16 protein-coding genes are annotated in these 18131 nt (G+C 68.0%); all 16 read right to left on the bottom strand.

The features are described 5' to 3' along the window. Positions 1–3 precede the first annotated feature (3 nt). The 16 genes from der to ACLQ3I_RS17570 all read right to left on the bottom strand — a co-directional run bounded on the left by der (position 4) and on the right by ACLQ3I_RS17570 (position 17903). Positions 4–1449, bottom strand: a complete 1446-nt coding sequence (der, locus tag ACLQ3I_RS17645) for a ribosome biogenesis GTPase Der (RefSeq protein WP_425794047.1) — start codon at positions 1447–1449, stop codon at positions 4–6. Continuing rightward, positions 1446–2144, bottom strand: coding sequence for a (d)CMP kinase (cmk, locus tag ACLQ3I_RS17640; protein ID WP_425803608.1), 699 nt, complete (start codon positions 2142–2144; stop codon positions 1446–1448). The genes der and cmk overlap by 4 nt, the downstream gene beginning before the upstream one ends. Next, positions 2141–3142, bottom strand: coding sequence for a pseudouridine synthase (locus ACLQ3I_RS17635; RefSeq protein WP_425794045.1), 1002 nt, complete (start codon positions 3140–3142; stop codon positions 2141–2143). The genes cmk and ACLQ3I_RS17635 overlap by 4 nt, the downstream gene beginning before the upstream one ends. A 4-nt stretch (positions 3143–3146) precedes the next feature. Then, entirely contained in the window at positions 3147–3932 is a 786-nt protein-coding gene (gene scpB, locus ACLQ3I_RS17630) for an SMC-Scp complex subunit ScpB (RefSeq protein WP_425803606.1), read from the bottom strand. After that, positions 3929–4882, bottom strand: coding sequence for a segregation and condensation protein A (locus ACLQ3I_RS17625; protein ID WP_425803604.1), 954 nt, complete (start codon positions 4880–4882; stop codon positions 3929–3931). Before ACLQ3I_RS17625 ends, scpB begins: the two co-directional genes overlap by 4 nt. Next, a complete protein-coding gene (locus tag ACLQ3I_RS17620; RefSeq protein WP_425794043.1) occupies positions 4879–5820 on the bottom strand; it encodes a ParA family protein in 942 nt (313 codons plus the stop codon). Before ACLQ3I_RS17620 ends, ACLQ3I_RS17625 begins: the two co-directional genes overlap by 4 nt. A gap of 116 nt (positions 5821–5936) precedes the next feature. Next, positions 5937–6878 (bottom strand): site-specific tyrosine recombinase XerD, encoded by a 942-nt coding sequence (gene xerD, locus ACLQ3I_RS17615; RefSeq protein WP_425794042.1) that lies wholly within the window; start codon positions 6876–6878, stop codon positions 5937–5939. Further along, the gene (locus ACLQ3I_RS17610; protein ID WP_425804031.1) at positions 6875–7525 is read right to left on the bottom strand and encodes an NUDIX domain-containing protein; all 651 of its coding nucleotides are present in this window, start codon (positions 7523–7525) and stop codon (positions 6875–6877) included. Before ACLQ3I_RS17610 ends, xerD begins: the two co-directional genes overlap by 4 nt. 17 nt (positions 7526–7542) lie before the next feature. Next, complete coding sequence (locus ACLQ3I_RS17605) at positions 7543–9288, bottom strand: CTP synthase (protein ID WP_425794041.1); 1746 nt, start codon at positions 9286–9288, stop codon at positions 7543–7545. A 116-nt stretch (positions 9289–9404) separates the two neighbouring features. After that, positions 9405–10340: a copper transporter gene (locus ACLQ3I_RS17600; RefSeq protein ID WP_425794039.1), complete on the bottom strand. Its 936-nt coding sequence runs from the start codon at positions 10338–10340 to the stop codon at positions 9405–9407. 3 nt (positions 10341–10343) lie between these two features. Then, positions 10344–11531: a putative cytokinetic ring protein SteA gene (gene steA, locus ACLQ3I_RS17595; RefSeq protein WP_425803602.1), complete on the bottom strand. Its 1188-nt coding sequence runs from the start codon at positions 11529–11531 to the stop codon at positions 10344–10346. A gap of 95 nt (positions 11532–11626) precedes the next feature. Continuing rightward, entirely contained in the window at positions 11627–13411 is a 1785-nt protein-coding gene (recN, locus tag ACLQ3I_RS17590; RefSeq protein ID WP_425803600.1) for a DNA repair protein RecN, read from the bottom strand. A gap of 2 nt (positions 13412–13413) precedes the next feature. After that, positions 13414–14424: an NAD kinase gene (locus tag ACLQ3I_RS17585; protein WP_425794036.1), complete on the bottom strand. Its 1011-nt coding sequence runs from the start codon at positions 14422–14424 to the stop codon at positions 13414–13416. Positions 14425–14441: 17 nt separating this feature from the next. Beyond that, complete coding sequence (locus ACLQ3I_RS17580) at positions 14442–15398, bottom strand: TlyA family RNA methyltransferase (protein ID WP_425803598.1); 957 nt, start codon at positions 15396–15398, stop codon at positions 14442–14444. Positions 15399–15412: 14 nt separating this feature from the next. Continuing rightward, complete coding sequence (locus ACLQ3I_RS17575) at positions 15413–15649, bottom strand: hypothetical protein (RefSeq protein ID WP_425803596.1); 237 nt, start codon at positions 15647–15649, stop codon at positions 15413–15415. Between the two features lie 124 nt (positions 15650–15773). Beyond that, complete coding sequence (locus tag ACLQ3I_RS17570; protein WP_425803594.1) at positions 15774–17903, bottom strand: HAD-IIA family hydrolase; 2130 nt, start codon at positions 17901–17903, stop codon at positions 15774–15776. Positions 17904–18131 lie beyond the last annotated feature (228 nt).

The following is an 18131-nucleotide window of genomic DNA, read 5'->3' as shown; positions in this document are numbered from 1 at the left end:
ACGTCAGCGCTTGCGGCGCTGCTCCCGCTTGTCGCGGACGCGCACATTCACTCGCACCGGCGACCCGTCGAAGTTGAACTCCTCACGCAGCCGGCGTTCGATGAATCGGCGGTATCCGGCCTCCAGGAAGCCCGTCGTGAACAGGACGAACGTCGGCGGTCTGGTGGCGGCCTGCGTGGCGAACATGACGCGCGGCTGGCGACCACCACGCAGCGGTGGCGGCGTGGCGGCAATGACCTCTTTGAGCCAGTTGTTGAGACGGCCGGTGCCGACGCGTTTGTCCCACGACTCCAGCGCACCCTCGATTGCGGGCACCAGCTTCTGCACCGACCGACCGGTACTCGCCGAGATGTTGACCCGACGCGCCCAGGGCACCCGCGCGAGATCACGGTCGATCTCCTTGTCGAGCTGATAACGACGATCCTCGTCGACCAGGTCCCACTTGTTGAAGGCGATCACCAGTGCGCGGCCGCTCTCGATGATCATGGACAACACGCGGAGATCCTGTTCGGTGACCGGCTCGGACGAGTCGATGAGCAGGATCGCGACCTCGGCGGCATCGAGCGCGGCGCGCGTACGCAGCGACGCGTAATACTCGTGCCCGCTCGCCGTCCGCACCTTGCGGCGCAGACCGGCCGTGTCGACGAACTGCCATGTGGTGCCATCGATCTCGATGAGCTCGTCGACCGGGTCCACGGTGGTACCGGCAACATTGTCGACCACCGACCGATGCGTACCGGCCAGCTTGTTCAGCAGGGAGCTCTTCCCGACGTTGGGTTTGCCCACCAGCGCGACGCGACGCGGGCCGCCGAGTGACGGCGCCTCACGAGGCGTCTCCGGGAGCACGTCGAGAATCACGTCGAGCAGGTCGCCGGCACCGCGGCCATGCGCGGCCGAGACCGGATACGGCTCACCGAGTCCCAGCGACCACAGGGTGGCCGTCTCGGCCTCCGCACGCTCACTGTCGACCTTGTTGGCGGCCAGGATGACCGGCGTCTTGGAGCGACGCAGCACCCGGGCGACGGCCTCGTCGGTGGTGGTGGACCCGACTGTCGCATCGACCACCAGGACGATGGCGTCGGCAGTGCGCATGGCTTGTTCGGCCTGCGCGGCCACGGCCTGCTGCAAGCCCTTCGCGTCCGGTTCCCATCCGCCGGTGTCGACGACGCTGAACCGGCGACCAGACCAGCTCGCAGAGTACGAGACACGGTCGCGGGTGACGCCGGGGATGTCCTCGACCACGGCTTCGCGGCGCCCGAGAATTCGGTTGACGAGCGTCGACTTCCCGACGTTCGGCCGGCCCACGATGGCGAGCACCGGCATCGGGGTGCCGTCGATGGGCTCTCCATCGACGTCGAAATCGGCCAACTGCCAATCGGCTTCGTCCGACCACGTACCGTCACCCGGCAGGGCGAGTTCGTCCCCGCCGGTGATGTTCTGCTCGCTCACGACTGCACTCCGATCCGGTCGCGGACCAGGGCGCCGAGGGTCTCGACGACCTGGTCGCGGGTCAGGTCACTGGTGTCGACGATCACCGCGTCGTGGGCGGGTCGCAGTGGCGACACCGCCCGCGTCGAGTCGAGATGGTCACGTCGATTGACGCCGGCCAGCACGTCGCCGAGGCCGCTCGGGCGCCCCGCCGCGACGTTCTGCTGATGCCGACGCGCCGCCCGCGCCTCGGGTGTCGCGGTGAGGAACACCTTGAGGTCGGCGTCCGGGAACACCACGGTCCCGATATCGCGACCCTCCACCACGACAAACGAGCCCTGCGCCGCACGACGCTGGACCGCAACGAGTTTGGTGCGCACCGACGGCACCGCCGAGACCGCCGAGACCGCATCGGTCACCGCATCGGTCCGGATCTCGGCGGAGACGTCGACGCCGTCGAGGCGGGTCGTCGAGCCGCCCGCGAGCACGTCCAGACCGATGTCGGCCTTGGTCACCACTGCGCCGATCGCGTCTGTGTCGTCGAGCGCGACACCGGCGTTCAGCACGGCGAGGGTCGCCGCCCGGTACATGGCTCCGGTGTCCAGGAAGCGGGCCCCGACGCGGTCGGCGAGAATCCGCGACACCGTCGACTTTCCGGTGCCGGCGGGACCGTCGATGGCGATGACATGCGTGCCGACGGCATCGTCGTGGCTCACAGCCCCACCGCCTTGTACAACGCGCCGATCTCGTTGTTACCCAGTACGCGCAGGCTTCCGGGACGCTGCTCACCGAGGGAGACCGCGCCGATGTTGGTGCGCACCAGGCTGGTCACCGGGAAGCCGACCTCTTCCATCATGCGCCGGACGATCCGGTTGCGGCCTTCGTGCAACGTGATGCGCACCAGCGACTGGCCCTCGTGAACCCCGACCACGGTGAACCCGTCGACGGCCACCGGCCCGTCCTCGAGTTCGATCCCGTCCTTGAGGGTGCGACCGACCGAGCGCGGCACCTCACCGCGGAGTTCGGCCATGTAGGTCTTCGGCACCTCGAACGAGGGATGCATCAGCCGGTGGGCGAGCTCACCGTCGTTGGTCAGCAGCAGCAATCCCTCGGTGTCGGCGTCGAGCCTGCCCACGTGGAAGAGTCGCTGCCCGGCCATCACACGCTCGGCGACGATGTCGCCGATGCACGGCCGGCCCTGGTCATCGGCCATCGTGGACTGCCAGCCCTTGGGTTTGTTGAGGGCGAGATACTGCCGGGTCTCGTCGATGACGACCCGCGCACCGTCTACTCGGATCACCGCGGTGTCGGGGTTGATGCGCATGCCCTGCTCGGTGACGATCTGCCCGTCGACGTCGACGCGACCGGCGGCGATGAGCTCCTCGGCACCACGACGCGATGCCACACCGGCCGAGGCGAGCACCTTCTGCAACCGCACGCCGTCCTCGACGTAGGTGGCGCCGGTTGCACCCGGACCCTGGGCCGGGGTCTGGTGACGAGCCGGTTTCGCGTTGTTCAGACGCACCTTGCCCGACGTCACGTTCGGCTTCGATGAGCCTTTGCGATGAGTCTTCTTGGACGACCGGCCATCGCTCACGGCACTTGCGCCACCGTGACCTTTGTTGCCCGTCTTGGGTGTGTTCTTGCCTGTCTTCTGGGCGCGCGACGTCTTCTTGCGCGGGCCCGGTGTGCCGTCTCGGCTAGCGGATGCCATGTCATCAGTCCTGGTCGTCGGGTTCCGGGACGGACGTCGATGAGTCCTGTGCGTCCGTTCCGGGTGAATCGTTCTCTGTCGAGTCTGACCGGTGACCACCGAGTTTGGCGAATCGCGGGTCTGCCGAGATCTCCTCGTCGAGGTCGTCGATCACGTCGACGTCGGGCAACAACGGCGCCAGATCGGGCAATTCGGTCAGGGATGCGAGGCCGAGGCGCTCGAGGAACATCTCCGTGGTGGCGTAGGTGATGGCCGAGGTCTGGGGCTCGGTGCCGACCTCGTTGATCAGGCCGCGGGCCACCAGGGTGCGGATCACGCCGTCGACGTTGACGCCGCGGATGGCACTGACGCGTGCACGGGTGACCGGTTGACGGTAGGCGATCACCGCCAGCGTCTCCAGCGCCGCCCGGGTCAGCTTCGACCGGGCACCGTCGAGCAACAGGCGCTCGACGTAGGGGGCGAACTCCGCCCGCGTGTAGAACCGCCAGCCGTCGCCGGCGTACCGAAGGTCGATACCGCTGCCGGACTCGGTGAGTTCCGCCGCCATCCGCGTCAGCATCGTGCGCACCCGCAGCCGATCCTGATCGACCGCGGTGGCCAGTTCGTCCGTGGTCGCCGGCGTGTCGACCACCAGCAGGACCGCCTCGAGCGCCGACCGCAACCGGCCGTCGTCGAGGACGATCTCCTCCTCCACCTCGAGGGCGGTCTGCTCGGCGTCGAGAGTCGTCGGCCCAGCCGTCGGCCCTGGGAGTCCCGTGGGTTCTGCCGCGAGATCCGGCTCGTCGGTCATCCGTAGTCCTCCGCCCTGTCGATGTTGACATCGTCCACGTCTCGGTCTCCCGTCCAGTTCACCCGCAACTCCCCCAATGCCTCGGGCTGTTCGAAGGTGACGGCCTGCTCGCGGAAGAGCTCCAGCAGTCCGAGGAACCGGCCGATGACCTCGAGGCCGGTCTCACATTCGGCGACGAGTTCACCGAAGCTCAGCCAGTCACCGGGTCGCATGGCAAGCATCGCGGCGAGGCGACGGGCCTGCTCGGGGACCGAGACCTCCGAAGCATGCAGGTGGTCCAGGCCGACGGTCGGTGTCGGGCGCGGAGTCATCGCCGTCGCTGCAACCTGGGCGAATCCTCGGGCATCGACTCCGAGGGTCACCTCGGGCAGAAGATCCTCGAATTGCTGTTCCAGCGAGACAGCTCGCGGATAGCGCTGCAGTGCAGCCGCTTCCAACTCCCCGAACAACGCGGCCACCTGTTTGTAGGCTCGGTACTGGAGCAGCCGCGCGAACAACAGGTCCCTCGCCTCGAGCAGCGCCAGATCCTCGGGGTCGTCGACGTCCCCCGACGGCAGCAGCCGCGCGGCCTTCAGGTCGAGCAGCGTCGCCGCGACGACGAGGAATTCGGTGGTCTGCTCCAGGCCCATCTCGGGCCCGAGGTCACGTGTGTACGCGATGAAGTCATCGGTCACCTCGTGCAGCGCGACCTCGGTCACATCGAGGCGATGCTGGCTGATGAGGTTCAGTAGCAGGTCGAACGGACCCTCGAAGTTCCGCAGCCGGACCTGGAAACCCGTCGGCTTCTCGTCGGTCGCCGCCGGCGTGTCCGGCACCGATTGGGCCGTGTCACCACCGGCGACCACCGACTGGGCCAGTCCGCTGTCTGCCAGTGACCTGGCTCCCAGTGCCCTGTCGGCCAGTGCGTTGTCGGCCAATGCGTTGTCGGACACCGGGTCGCCGTCGGTCATGCTTGACGGGAGTCGCGCGCGATCACCTCGCGCGCCAGAGCCCGGTAGGCCTTGGCCCCCGCCGACTTCGGTGCCCACGACGTGATCGGTTCGCCCGCGACACTCGTCTCGGGGAAGCGCACCGTCCGGCTGATCACGGTGTCGTAGACGGCGTCGCCGAACACCTCGACCACGCGGGACATGACCTCCCGCGAATGCAATGTGCGTGCGTCGAACATGGTGACCAGGATCCCGCCCAGATTCAGACGCGGGTTGAGACGGTCACGGACCTTGTCGATGGTGTCTGTGAGCAGAGCCAGCCCGCGCAGACTGAAGTATTCGCATTCCATCGGGATGACGACGGTGTCCGAGCAGGCGAGCGCGTTCACGGTGAGCAAACCCAGTGACGGCTGGCAGTCGATCAACACGAAGTCGTAGCGATCGAGCACCGGGTGGAGCGCGCGGGCCAGCGATTGCTCGCGGCCGACCTCGGTGACCAGCTGGATCTCGGCGGCCGACAGGTCGATGTTGCTGGGTAGCAGATCGAGGCCGTCGACCCTGGTGCGCATCAACACGTCGTCGGTGGCTGCCTGCGGCGGCACCAGCAGGTTGTAGACGGTCTGGTCGAGATCGTGATGTGGAACGCCCAGACCCGCCGACAACGCACCCTGTGGATCCAGATCCACGAGCAGCACTCGCCTGCCGTATTCGGCCAGCGCCGCACCGAGGTTGATCGTCGACGTGGTCTTGCCCACGCCACCCTTCTGGTTGCACACGGCCACCACGGTGGCCGGGCCGTGCCGGTCCAGCGGGACCGGTTCGGGGATGTCGCGATAGGGCCTGCCGGTCGGACCTATCTCGGTTTCGTGCTCGGTCTCCTCGTCGGCGTCGTGCGACGGCGCGACAGAGATCCGGTACTGGTCTTCGGCAGCGGACCGCGGGGCCCCCGGGGTGCTCACGTGTCCGCCGCTCCCATCTCTCGTCTCGACCTCGAACAGGACCCAGCCTAGTGGGTCACCTGGCCGATTCGGCGGAGCATCGCCGACAACCGACCCGGGACCGTTTCCGTGAGTGCTCACCGCGCCCGTGGATGGGCCGTGGCGTAGACCTCGCGCATGGTGTTCACCGTCACCAGGGTGTAGACCTGCGTGGTGGTCACCGATGCGTGGCCGAGTAGTTCCTGCACGACGCGAACGTCGGCACCGCCGTCGAGCAGATGTGTGGCAAAGCTGTGCCGCAAGGTGTGCGGCGACACCGACTTGTCGAGGCCGGCCCGCGCAGCGGCATCCGCCAACACCTGCCACGCACTCTGCCGGGACAGTCGGCCACCGCGCGCGTTGAGGAACAGCGCCGGGTTCGCCCGGCTCGCGAGGGCCGGTCGACCGCGCACGAGGTATGCCTCCAATGCGTCGATCGCCGGTCCCCCGACCGGGACGACGCGTTCCTTCCCGCCCTTGCCGCACAGTCGAACCGCGCGCGTGGTCGCGTCGATGTCGTCCACGTCGAGGGCGATCGCCTCGGAGATCCGCGCGCCGCAGCTGTAAAGCAGTTCGAGCAGGCCGCGGTCCCGCAGTGCCCGGGGATGATCTGCTGCCCCCGCCGATTCGAGAATGGCGAGAACCTCGTCGACCGGCAACGATTTCGGGAGACGACGGGCCGGACGCGGCGGGCGGACGGCGTGGGCGACGTCGGCCGCGACGACGCCTTCGGCCGCCGCGAACTTGTGGAAGCCCCGAACGGCGACGAGTGTCCGCGCGATCGAGCTGTCGGCCAGTGGCGCCGACCCGGTGTCGGGGTCACCACGGCGAAGCTGCACGAGGAACTCCCGGACGTCGTTCTCGGTCACCTCGGCGAGTGCACCGATCCCCCGTGATTGCAGGTAGTGCGCATATCGTCCGAGGTCCCGCCGGTACGAGCTGACGGTGTTCACGGCGGCGCCGCGCTCGACGGTGAGGTGATCGAGGTAACGGGTCACGTGCTCCGCCGCGCTGTCGGCCGATACCGCGGGACCCGTCATCGCCGGTCCCGGCGCTCGCGCAGCGCCGCTGGTTCGTCGGTCCAGGGTGCGGTCACCGCCCGCAGCGGCATCCCCCGCGCATCGGCCGCCGCCAGCGCGAGGATGCCGGACACACTCGTCGCGTTGACGATCTCGCCGGAGAGGGTTCGAGCGACCGCGTCCTCGAGCGCCACCCACTCGACGGACATGTCGGCCTCCTCGTCGTGCCGTTCGGCGGCATCGAGGCCGCGGAGGTCTTCCGCGAGGTACAGCCGAAGGGCCTCGTCGGTGAAGCCCGGCGACAGGTCGAGATCGACCAGCACCTGCCAGCGCTCGGCGGCGAGATCGACCTCCTCGGCGAGCTCACGCTTCGCTGCCGCGAGCGGGGTCTCTCCGGGATCTCCATCGAGCAGGCCGGCCGGCAACTCGAGTAACCGCCGGCCGATCGGATGCCGATACTGCCGGACCATCGCGATCCGCCCCCGCTCGTCACGGGCGACCACCGCGACAGCGCCGAAATGTTCGACGACCTCACGTTCGGCGACGCGCCCGCCGGGCATCTCGACCTCGTCGACCCGCAAGGTGAGGATCGCACCGTCGTACACGGTGCGGGTCCCCTGGACGGTGAATGCGTGCTGCGTGCCGGCTGCCTCGTCACCTGCCCGCACGTCGGGATCGGGCCCGCTCAAGCGCCGCGTTCCTCGGCGCCGTCCGCATCCTCGACCGCTGCTGTGACGGGACGCTCGTAGTCCCCGATGTCCACCGGGAGGCGTTCGGCCGCCTTGTATTTCAGCGCCGCATCGATGAACGAGCGGAACAGCGGGTGTGGTCGGGTCGGTCGGCTCTTCAGTTCCGGATGCGCCTGGGTGGCGACCAGGAACGGATGCACCGACGTCGGGTACTCCACGAACTCCACGAGATGACCGTCGGGCGAGGTGCCCGAGAACACCAGCCCGGAGGCAGCGATCTTGTCCCGGTACCCGTTGTTGACCTCGAAGCGGTGTCGGTGTCGCTCGGAGACATGGGTCGTCCCGTACGCCTCTGCGACCACGCTGTCCGGTTCGAGAGTGGCGGGGTACGCACCGAGCCGCATGGTTCCGCCCAGATCGGCCTCGCCGGCCACCGCGTCGGCCTGGTCGGCCATCGTCGAGATGACGGGGTAGGGCGTGTCCGGATCGAACTCGGTCGAACTCGCATCGTCGAGACCGGCGGCGCGAGCCGCCTCGATCACCACGCACTGCAATCCGAGGCAGAGGCCCAGCAACGGGATCCCGCGTTTACGGGCATAGCCGATCGCGCCGACCTTGCCCTCGATACCGCGGATCCCGAAACCACCGGGAATGAGCACCGCATGCACGTCGCCGAGCGCGGCTTGGGCGCCCTCGAGGGTGGCACAGTCGTCGGACGGGACCCATTTGATCTCGGTACGCGCCCGCCACGCGAAGCCACCGGCGCGGATCGCCTCGGTGACCGACAGATATGCGTCGGGGAGGTCGACGTACTTCCCGACCAGCGCGACGGTCACCGTCTCCCGCGGATCGTGGACTCGCTTGAGGAGCTCACCCCATTCGGTCCAGTCCACATCTCGGAACGGCAGGCCCAGCTTGCGCACCACGTAGGCATCGAGCTGCTCGCGGTGCAGAACCTTCGGGATGTCGTAGATCGATGGCGCGTCCGGCGTGGAGATGACCCCCTCGAGCTCGACGTCACACATGAGGGCGATCTTCTTCTTGAGGCCTTCGGGAACCTCACGATCGCATCGGAGGATGAGCGCGTCGGGCTGGATACCGACATTGCGCAGCGCGGCCACCGAGTGCTGAGTCGGCTTGGTCTTGAGTTCGCCGGAGGGGGCGAGATACGGAACCAGCGAGACGTGCAGGAAGAACACGTTGTCGCGGCCGACGTCGTGGCGGATCTGTCGTGCCGCTTCGATGAACGGCTGCGACTCGATGTCGCCGACGGTGCCGCCGATCTCGGTGATCACCACATCGGGTGCCTCACCGTCTTCGCCAGGCTCGCGCATCGCGAGGACTCGGGACTTGAGTTCGTCGGTGATGTGCGGGATCACCTGGACCGTCTCACCCAGATACTCGCCGCGGCGTTCCTTGGCGATCACCGTCGAATAGACCTGCCCGGTGGTCACATTGGCGGACTGCGAGAGGTTGCGGTCCAGGAAGCGCTCGTAATGCCCGACATCGAGGTCGGTTTCGGCGCCGTCCTCGGTGACGAACACCTCACCGTGCTGGAAGGGGTTCATGGTGCCGGGGTCGACATTGAGATAGGGATCGAGCTTCTGCATCGTGACGCGGAGGCCACGAGAGGTCAGAAGTTGTCCCAGGCTCGATGCTGTCAATCCCTTTCCAAGGGACGACGCAACACCGCCCGTCACAAAGATGTGTTTGGTGTCATGCACGTGGCGAAGTGGTCGCAATGCGTCTCCCGTCGGCCGATCCAGGCCAGAAAAACCCTGATTACCTACGGGACTCCAGGGTAACACCTCTGTGCCGCTTCGACGGACGCCACACCGTGGACGGCGCCCGGGTCGCGTCAGGCGGCCGGGCCCGACTCGGCACCGACGGTGATCGCCTTGGCGCCGGGCCCCGTGCCGTAGGCACCCGTACGACCGTCTGCCTCGTCCGCCAAGGCCAGCACGGCCGTGATCCGGCCGGTCTGCTGGTCGACGTTGTCGACCGTGGACACCGCGTTGCCGAGGCCGGGGTCCGAACGCACCACGGCGATCGGCGACCCGCCCGTCGCCGAACCGGTGCGGCCCACCAGAGCGCCGCCCTGACCGCGGGCCGACATCGAGCCGGCGAGTCGCGCCGTCAACTGGCCCTGCGCGCCGGCGTCGGCGCCCAGCGGGTCGCCCGTCACGACCACGACGAGGTCGGCCGGCGAGACCGCACCGTCGGCGTAGTCGATGAATCCGCCTTCCCGCAGGGCCTGCAATCCCAGCCGGGTGTCGCCGGCCGACGCTGCCGACTGACCGTCCCGGTGGAGGGTCAGCGCACCGATCAGGTCACCGACCCGACCGCCAGAATCCGTGAGCTCGGTGCGCAGCGTTGCGCCCGGCGGGATCGTCTGGTCGACGATAGTGCGTACCTGTTCCGCGTTCTGGTCGCGTACCAGCGAGTCGGTCAGGGCGATCTGCCCGGCGAAGCGGCCACCCGCCGACGCGATGGACTCCTTGACGGCGTCCACATCCGCGTCCGCTGCGCTCGGAGCGCTGACGACCAGCACCGACTGCCCCTTCAAGGTGCCGGCGATCAGACGCGCTCCGACCGCGGCGTCAAAACTGTTGGCCGCGTTGACCTGCTCGTTGAGCTGGTCACGCTGCTTCTCGAGATCGCCGATCCGGTCCCGCGACGTCCCGGTGACCGAGTTGACCCGATCCCCGATGAAGCCGGATCCGAGGAACAGACCGACCGCGAGCGCGAGGAAGACCGCGACGAGCGAGATCGCGTGCTGCCTGAGAGAGATCATCGATCACCTGTTCCAGACGTCTCGCGCCCACTCGACGGCATGGTGATACTGCGCGACGGCCCAATCACTCACCTCGGGCCCCATGTTCGACAGCATGATCGCGGCGATGACCGCGATCAGCGCGGCCAGGACCACACAGGCGATCGCAGCACCCGAGACCCGACTCCGATACAGCGTGGCGACCGCCTTGGCATCCACCAGCTTCGGGCCCACCTTGAGACGGGTCAGGAAGGTCGACGGATTGCTCTCGCGCCGTGAGCGATCGAAGAAGTCATCGAGTGTCCCGCCGTAACCGACCGTCACGATGAGGTCCGCGCCGTGGTAATCGGCGAGCAACAGGGCGAGGTCGGCCGCGGCTCCCGCCGCCGGGAACGTCGTCGCCCCGATCCCCAGATCCTGAATCCGGGCCAAGCCCTGGGCGTGGCCGTCGGTGTCGGCCGGAAGTACCAGCTGTGCACCGCATTTGAGGGTCGCCGCCTTCATGTCGTCGGGATCGCCGACGATCACCGCAGGCTTGTACCCGGCTTTCAGCAAGGTGTCCGCGCCGGCCCCGACGCCGATGAGGACCGGCGAGTACTCCTTGATGAAGGGCTTCAGCGCCCGCAGGTCCGTGCCCCGATCCGCCCCGTCGGCGACGATCACCACGTGCCGCGCCGCGAGATCTGCGTCGATGTCGGGCACCCCGACTCCGTCGATCAGCAGCGGCGACTCGCTTCGGATGAACTCGATCGTGTTGCCCGAGAATGCTTCCAGGTGATCGACCAGCCCTGTCTTCGCCTCGATCATCAGGTCCGCGATGTCACGTTCCTCGAGTTGCTGCCCCAACGCGAGACGTCGTTCCCCGACGTACAGACGATCGTTGTCGATGCGGAGCTTGGCCCCGTCCTTGACCCGCTTGAAGACCTCGTCACCCACGTCGTCGAGCAGGACGATGCCCGATGCGACGAGCACCTCCGGACCGAGATTCGGATACCGGCCGGAGATCGACCGGGACGAATTGACCACTGCGACGACGTTGGCCTGTACCAGGGCGTCGGCGGTCATCCGGTCCAGGTCCACCTCGTCGAGAATGGCGATGTCGCCGGGGCCGATCCGATCGAGCAATCGGCGAGTGTTCTTGTCGATCCTGGCTATTCCGGAGACACCAGGGAGTTCATCGGCCGTACGGGCAAGCAGGGCAGGCATCTTCATGACGCCCATGATCACCATGCGGCCGCGACAGCACGGGGAGGCGCGCCGTAACAACTGCAACTTTTGTCACATGAGTAACACGCAAAAGGGGAGACCTAAGCGTCGTCGCGGGCCTGCTTCTCGCCTTCTGCGGTGGCCAGGAGTTCCTCCGCGTGCGCTCGCCCGGTGTCCGAGTCACCGAGTCCCGCAAGCATCCGCGCGAGTTCGGCAACGCGTTCGTCACGGTCGAGCGTGCGCACGGTGCTCGTGTGCTGTCGACGACCACGTCCGCCACCCGAGTTCTTTCCGATCACCAGGTGGTTGTCGGCGAACGCCGCCACCTGGGGCAGGTGCGTCACGACGATCACCTGATGAGCACGGGCCAGGCCGGCCAGCCGGCGTCCGATCTCGACGGCGGCACGTCCGCCCACGCCGGCATCGACCTCATCGAAGACCATGATCGATCCGCTGGTCGGTTCGGCGAGGACCACCTCGAGCGCGAGCATCACCCGCGACAGTTCACCGCCCGATGCCGACCGGGCGATGGGCAGCGGTGTGGCACCTTTGTGCGCCAGCAGCGCGAACTCGACCCGGTCGGCGCCGGCGCTGCCCGCGTGCGCCCGGTGCCCGTCGAGCTCGATCGCCAGCCGATCGTCGTCGGCGGCAGGCTCGACGGCGACGTCGACCGCGAGCGAGGTGTCCCCCATCGCCAGTCCGCCGAGTTCCGCGGACACCTTCGACGCCATCGATTTCGCCGCCGTCTTCCGACGGCGATGAAGGGTGGCGGCGGTGTCCTGCACCTTCTCCCGCGCTGCTGCGGCGGCGTTTTCGAGCTCGGTGATGGATTGTTGAGGGTCGTCGATCTCGATCAGCCGACTCTCGGCTGAGGTCCGCCACGCGATCACCCCGTCGATGTCGGGGGCGTACTTCCGTACCAGCGCCTTCAACTCCGCCTGGCGGGTGAGCAGTTTGTCCAGTTCGTCGGCGTCGGCCGGGAGACCTGCCAGGAAGGAGGTCAGCTCCTCCCCCACGTCGGTGATCACGGTCAGTGCCTCGGACACCCGCGGCAGCAGATCGCGCAGCGAGTCGTCGGCGGCCGTCTCGAGGATGGTCCGCACCTGCCCGAGTCCCTCGACGACCGATCCGGCGTCACCCGCGACGATCTCGCGCGACTCGGCGCCTGCGGCGCGGATCGTCTCCAGATCGGAGAGCCGACGGATCGTCGCAGCCAACTCGACGTCCTCGCCGGGCCGGGGGTCGACGGCCGCGATCTCGTCCACGCCGAAGCGCAGGCGATCGACCTCCTGCGCCAGCTCACGATGATTGGTCCGGCGGGCGTCGAGTTCGTCGAGCACCTCGATCCAGGAGTCGCGCGCACCGCGGTAGGCGTCGGCCGGCCCGGCGACAGATGACCCGGCGAAGGTGTCGAGCGCGGCCCGCTGGTGTTCGGGCTTCAGCAGCCGGAGTTGATCGTTCTGACCATGGATGGCCAGCAGCTGGTTGGTGAGTCGGCCCATCACGCCGACGGGCACCGAGCGGCCCCCGAGATGTGCCCGGGACCGCCCGTCGGCGTTCACCGATCGCACGGCGATCACCGTGCCGTCCTCGTCGACGTCGGCGCCGGACGCCTCCAGGATCTCTTCGACGACCGGGTCACCGAGGTGCCCGGACGGCGACGAGCCTCCGTCGGTGAGACGGAATCGTCCTTCGACCGTCGCCTTGGTGTCGCCCGAGCGGACCCGGGTGGCATCCGCACGAGCACCCGAGAGCAGGTGCAGGCTCGTGACGATCATGGTCTTGCCCGCGCCGGTCTCACCGGTCAGCACAGTGAACCCGGGATGGAATTGAGCAGAGGCCTGCTCGATGACCCCCAGGCCTTCGATCGACAGTTCTTCCAGCACGTCTAGGTCTGCCTCCCCCGCCAGCCCGTCACCGGTAGATCGAATTTCGTCACCAATCTGTCGGTGAAGGGATCCGAGTCGATACGTACCCACAGCACCGATCGGTCGCTGCGGACCACTTCCACACGCGCCCCGGCCGGGACGTCGATGCGCCTTCGCCCGTCACACAGTGCCACAGCCGACCGGCCGCCCTTGTCGATCTCCACCGCGATACGTGACCGCGGGCTGGTGACCAGGGGACGCGCGAACAGCGCATGTGCGTTGCTGGGCACCACGAGCATGGCCTCCAGGTCCGGCCACATGACCGGCCCGCCTGCGGAGAACGCGTAGGCGGTCGACCCCGTCGGCGTGGATACCAGGACGCCGTCGGCACCGAATGCCGAGACCGGCCGGCCGTCGACCTCGGTGACGAGCTCGAGAACACCGTTGTTGGTCTTGTTCAGGATCGCGACCTCGTTCAGAGCCCAGCTGTGCACCGATGGGCGATCCGGCTGCGCCGGATCGATCACCGTGACGTCAAGGGTCATCCGCGGCTCGACGCGATAGTCGCGATCGATCAACTGCTGCATGACCTCGTCGATGCGATTGGCCTCCGCCTCGGCCAGGAATCCGATGCGGCCCAGGTTGATGCCCAGGACCGGTACCTGCGCAGGATAGGCGAGTTCGGCGGCACGCAGGAAGGTTCCGTCGCCACCGAGGACGATCACCACCTCGCATCCCTCCGCGGACGCCGGTACCGCCGACGTGACCTCGACCGCGGCGCCGATGCGACGCAGATGCTCGGGGTCGACCGGATGACTCTCGGGCGGGCTGTGCTCGGGGGCCACCTCGACGACATCGATCTGTGGTTCGCGGGCCTTGGTGTCGTGATCGACCACCCGCAGCCTCACCCCGGCGGGGGCGCAATGGCGCGCGATGGCGTCCATCGTCTGCGTGACGACTTCCCGCCCGGTATGGGCGACCACCAAGAATTCTCGATGACCCGCCCGATCGGCGGCCGCGTCGATGGCCACAATGGTCCCTTCGTGTGTCAGCGAGGCCCGTTCTCGACGGCCCGGGTGATCATCTCGATCAGCGCCGGATCGTCGGACGTCCCCGGGACGGGAGCGGAGCCTTCGGCCGCGCCACCCGTCGCGTCCGTTCGGTCTTCGAGCCTATCCGGCCACGCCGGCGCCGCGCCGGGCCGGGCGTTCACGACATCGTCGTCGACGGCATCGGTCTCGGGGGGCCGCGCATCGCCGACCTTGCGCAACCACAAGAAGTATTCGACGTTTCCCGATGGCCCGGGCAGCGGGCTGGCCACCACGCCGCGCGTCTCGAGATCGAACTGACGCGCTCGGCGCGCCACCGCCAGCACTGCATCGATCCGCTGGCCCGGATCTCGCACCACCCCGCCGGAACCGACACGGTCTTTGCCCACCTCGAACTGGGGTTTGACCATGGGCACGAGGTCGCCACCGGTCCTGGTGCACGCCGACAGGGCGCCCAGGACCAACGCCAACGAGATGAAGGACAGATCCGCGACCACCAGATCGACTGGTCCGCCGATCTCTTCGGGGGTGAGACGCCGTACATTCGTTCGGTCGTGCACAGCGACCCGCGGGTCGTTCTGGAGCCGCCAGACCAGCTGACCGTAACCGACATCCACCGCGACCACAGCGGCCACCTCGCGCCGCAACAGTACGTCTGTGAACCCGCCGGTCGACGCCCCCGCGTCCAGACAGCGGCGACCACCGACCATCAGTCCCTGCGGCTCGAACTCCTCGAGCGCACCGAGCAGCTTGTGCGCGCCGCGCGACGCCCAGTCGTCGGAAACCCTCTCCAGCACGACGATCGGGGTGTCGCGACCAACATTGGTAGCCGGTTTTGCCGCGACCACGCCGTTGATCTTGACCAGCCCGTCGGCGACCAACGACCGGGCATGCTCACGCGACCGGGCCAGGCCCCGACGGACGAGTTCGGCATCGAGGCGCGCTCGTGGGGCCACCCGTCAGCAGCCCGTCATCGAGGATCGACATCTTCGAGTGCCGTGGTCAACGCATCGTGCGCACGTTCGAGGAGTTCGGTCTGCCGGGCCAGGGCACCGAGATCGAAGGCGTCGCCTGCGGCCTGCCGTATCGAATCAACCTCGACGAGCAGCTGCGCGACCGTATCCGTGACCGTCCCGGGATCGACGGGCACGGGCGGTTCGCCTTCGGCGCCCTCCGACGCCGTCTGACCCCCGGCCGAGCGAGGCATCAGATGTGGTCCTGGTCGTGGGGGGCCGGGGACCGGTCCGGTCGACGACGAGCCGACCGGCGGGGGGCCGGTCGTCTGCTCGTCGCGTGCTGGTTGGCCCGGTTCGGTCATGGTGTGACCAACGCTAGCGCACTCGACCGACGCCGACGGACTCCAGGACCTCACGGACTTCGGTGTCGGAACCGGACACCGACAGGTCGGCCGGATCAAGCGCACCTTCGTCGATGGCGAACCACACTGCCGAAGCGAGAGCCGGGAGCAGACTTTCCGTTTTGGCAGACCCGTCGCGGCGCACCGTGGCCGCCGGACCGTCGAGTTCGACGTGCCAGCCGTCGTGGGCGCCGGCCCGCACGGCGTCCGCGTCGTGGTAGAGACCCGTGAGATCCGAGATCACATAGGTGGGCCGCTGTTCGGGAGGCGCCACCAGCAGATCCGTCACCGAGCTCACCCCGGTCAGGACCAACACACTGTCGACACCCACCGAGTGCGCCCCTTCGATGTCAGTGTCGAGCCGATCGCCGACGACGAGTGGTCGCGAGGCACGACTGCGCGAGATGGCATCAGCCATCAACGGCGCCGCCGGTTTCCCTGCCACGAGTGGCTGCTGACCGGTGGCGTGGGCGACCGCGGCCACCATCGAGCCGTTCCCGACCAGCTTTCCGCGCTCGGACGGCAAGGTCGCGTCGGTGTTGCAGGCAATCCACAGCGCCCCCGCGTTGATGGCCAGTGCCGCCTCCGACAGCTGAGCCCAGCCGGTATCGGGTGAATGCCCCTGGATGACCGCAGCCGGCCGGTCGTCGGCGCTCCGCGTCACGCCGATACCCACCTCGCGAACCTCCTGGGCGAGGCCATCGGTCCCGATCACCAGCGCACGTGAACCCGGTTCGAGGTGTTCTGAGAGCAGCCGCGCAGCCGACTGGGCGCTGGTGACCACCTGTTCCTCGGTGGCTTCGAAACCGAGTTCCACGAGGTGCGCCACCACCTCCGATGGACGGCGACTCGCATTGTTGGTGACGAAATACCGCGCGGTCCCGACGGTCTCGAGAGTCTCGCGGGCACCCGGCAGGGCCCGATGCCCGGCGAACACGGTGCCGTCGAGATCGAGCAGCAGTGCGTCGTAGCGAGAAGCGAGCGATACGGGGTCGGACGTGACAGGCGCCGTCGTGTCGCCTCCACGTGTGCCAGCGGTCGGAGCCTGATGTGTCTGCTCCGAGGCGACAGCTGCCACCGCGACGCCGTCCACGGTGTCGTCGCGAGCCACGGTGTCCTCGCGAGCCACGGTGTCCCCCGGCGTTGGTACGTCGACCGCCGTCTCGTCGATGCCGCCGGTGTCGAAGGCGCCGGTGTCGAAGGCGGCAGCCCGTGCAGCCCGTGAGGTCGTGACGTCGGAGGTCCCCGCGTCGGTGATGTCGTTCATGACCGCGGCACCAACCGCCTCGTCGACCAAAACCTCGCCGGGCAGGGCCGCATCGTCGACCGGAATCGAGTCCTCATCCGGCTCGTCCGAGCTCAGCTCCACGAGTCGCAGCTCGGCATCGGTGACGTCATCGACATCCGCCGATGCGGCGTTCATGAACCAGGTGATCGACTCGTCGGTTCGGCCGGTAGCGTGCAAAGCGGATGCGTACGCGTAGTACAGGCGGGCCGGTCCGGTACCCGAGCGGCCCGGGGACAGGTCCTCGGACTGCAAGGTGACCACAGCCTTGCCGGGTTCACCCAGATCGATTCGGGCGCCGGATTCGACGATCCGCATCTCCGTGGCCTCTTCTCCCGTGAGCGCTCGCCCGTCCTCGCTGCGGGCGATCTCCACCGCACGAGCAGGCCGTCCGAGACCACGCTCGGCGTCCGCGATCAGCGGGAGCAGAGCAGTGTTACCCGTGATCCGGCGAGCGGCACGCAGTTCCGACAGGGCTTCCTGCCACTCACCCGCGTTGTACGCGGCGATGCCCATGGTCTCCCGAACCAGACCCACCCGACCTGCCCGGCGCCGTGCTGCACGGGCATGTTCGAGCGCAAGCGAAGGATCCTCGTCGAGCAGCCGAGTCACCATCACAAGATGACGGGCCACATTCTCGGCATTCGCCTTGTCGAGGGTCAACAGATCCCGACGGACGTCAGTGTCCAGATCGGACGCGGCAACGTCGACCGGCAGCGCCGGTTCGTCGGGCCGGCCTGCGGATCCGGTGCCCCTCGTGGGCCGATTGGGTCGCCCTGGACCCGCATCGCGTCGACGGGGACGGTCACGATCACTCATAGCAGCCAATCTATGCCTCGAAGCCAGAAGTACGGAATCGAATGGTCTCCCCGGACGGACGTCGGACCCGAGACAGAATATCGACGTCGTGCAGAAGACATGGCAACGGCCCCGTATCCGATTCTTTCGAATGAATACGAGGCCGTTGCTCGAGTTGTGTTCGGCGGTGTCCTACTCTCCCACACTGGTTAGGGTGCAGTACCATTGGCGCTGGAGGGCTTAGCTTCC

The organism is Gordonia sp. DT101, assembly GCF_049844895.1.
Taxonomy (GTDB): domain Bacteria; phylum Actinomycetota; class Actinomycetes; order Mycobacteriales; family Mycobacteriaceae; genus Gordonia.
The sequence above is the reverse complement of the archived record's forward strand: the minus strand, read 5'-3'. Positions and strand labels throughout refer to the sequence as shown.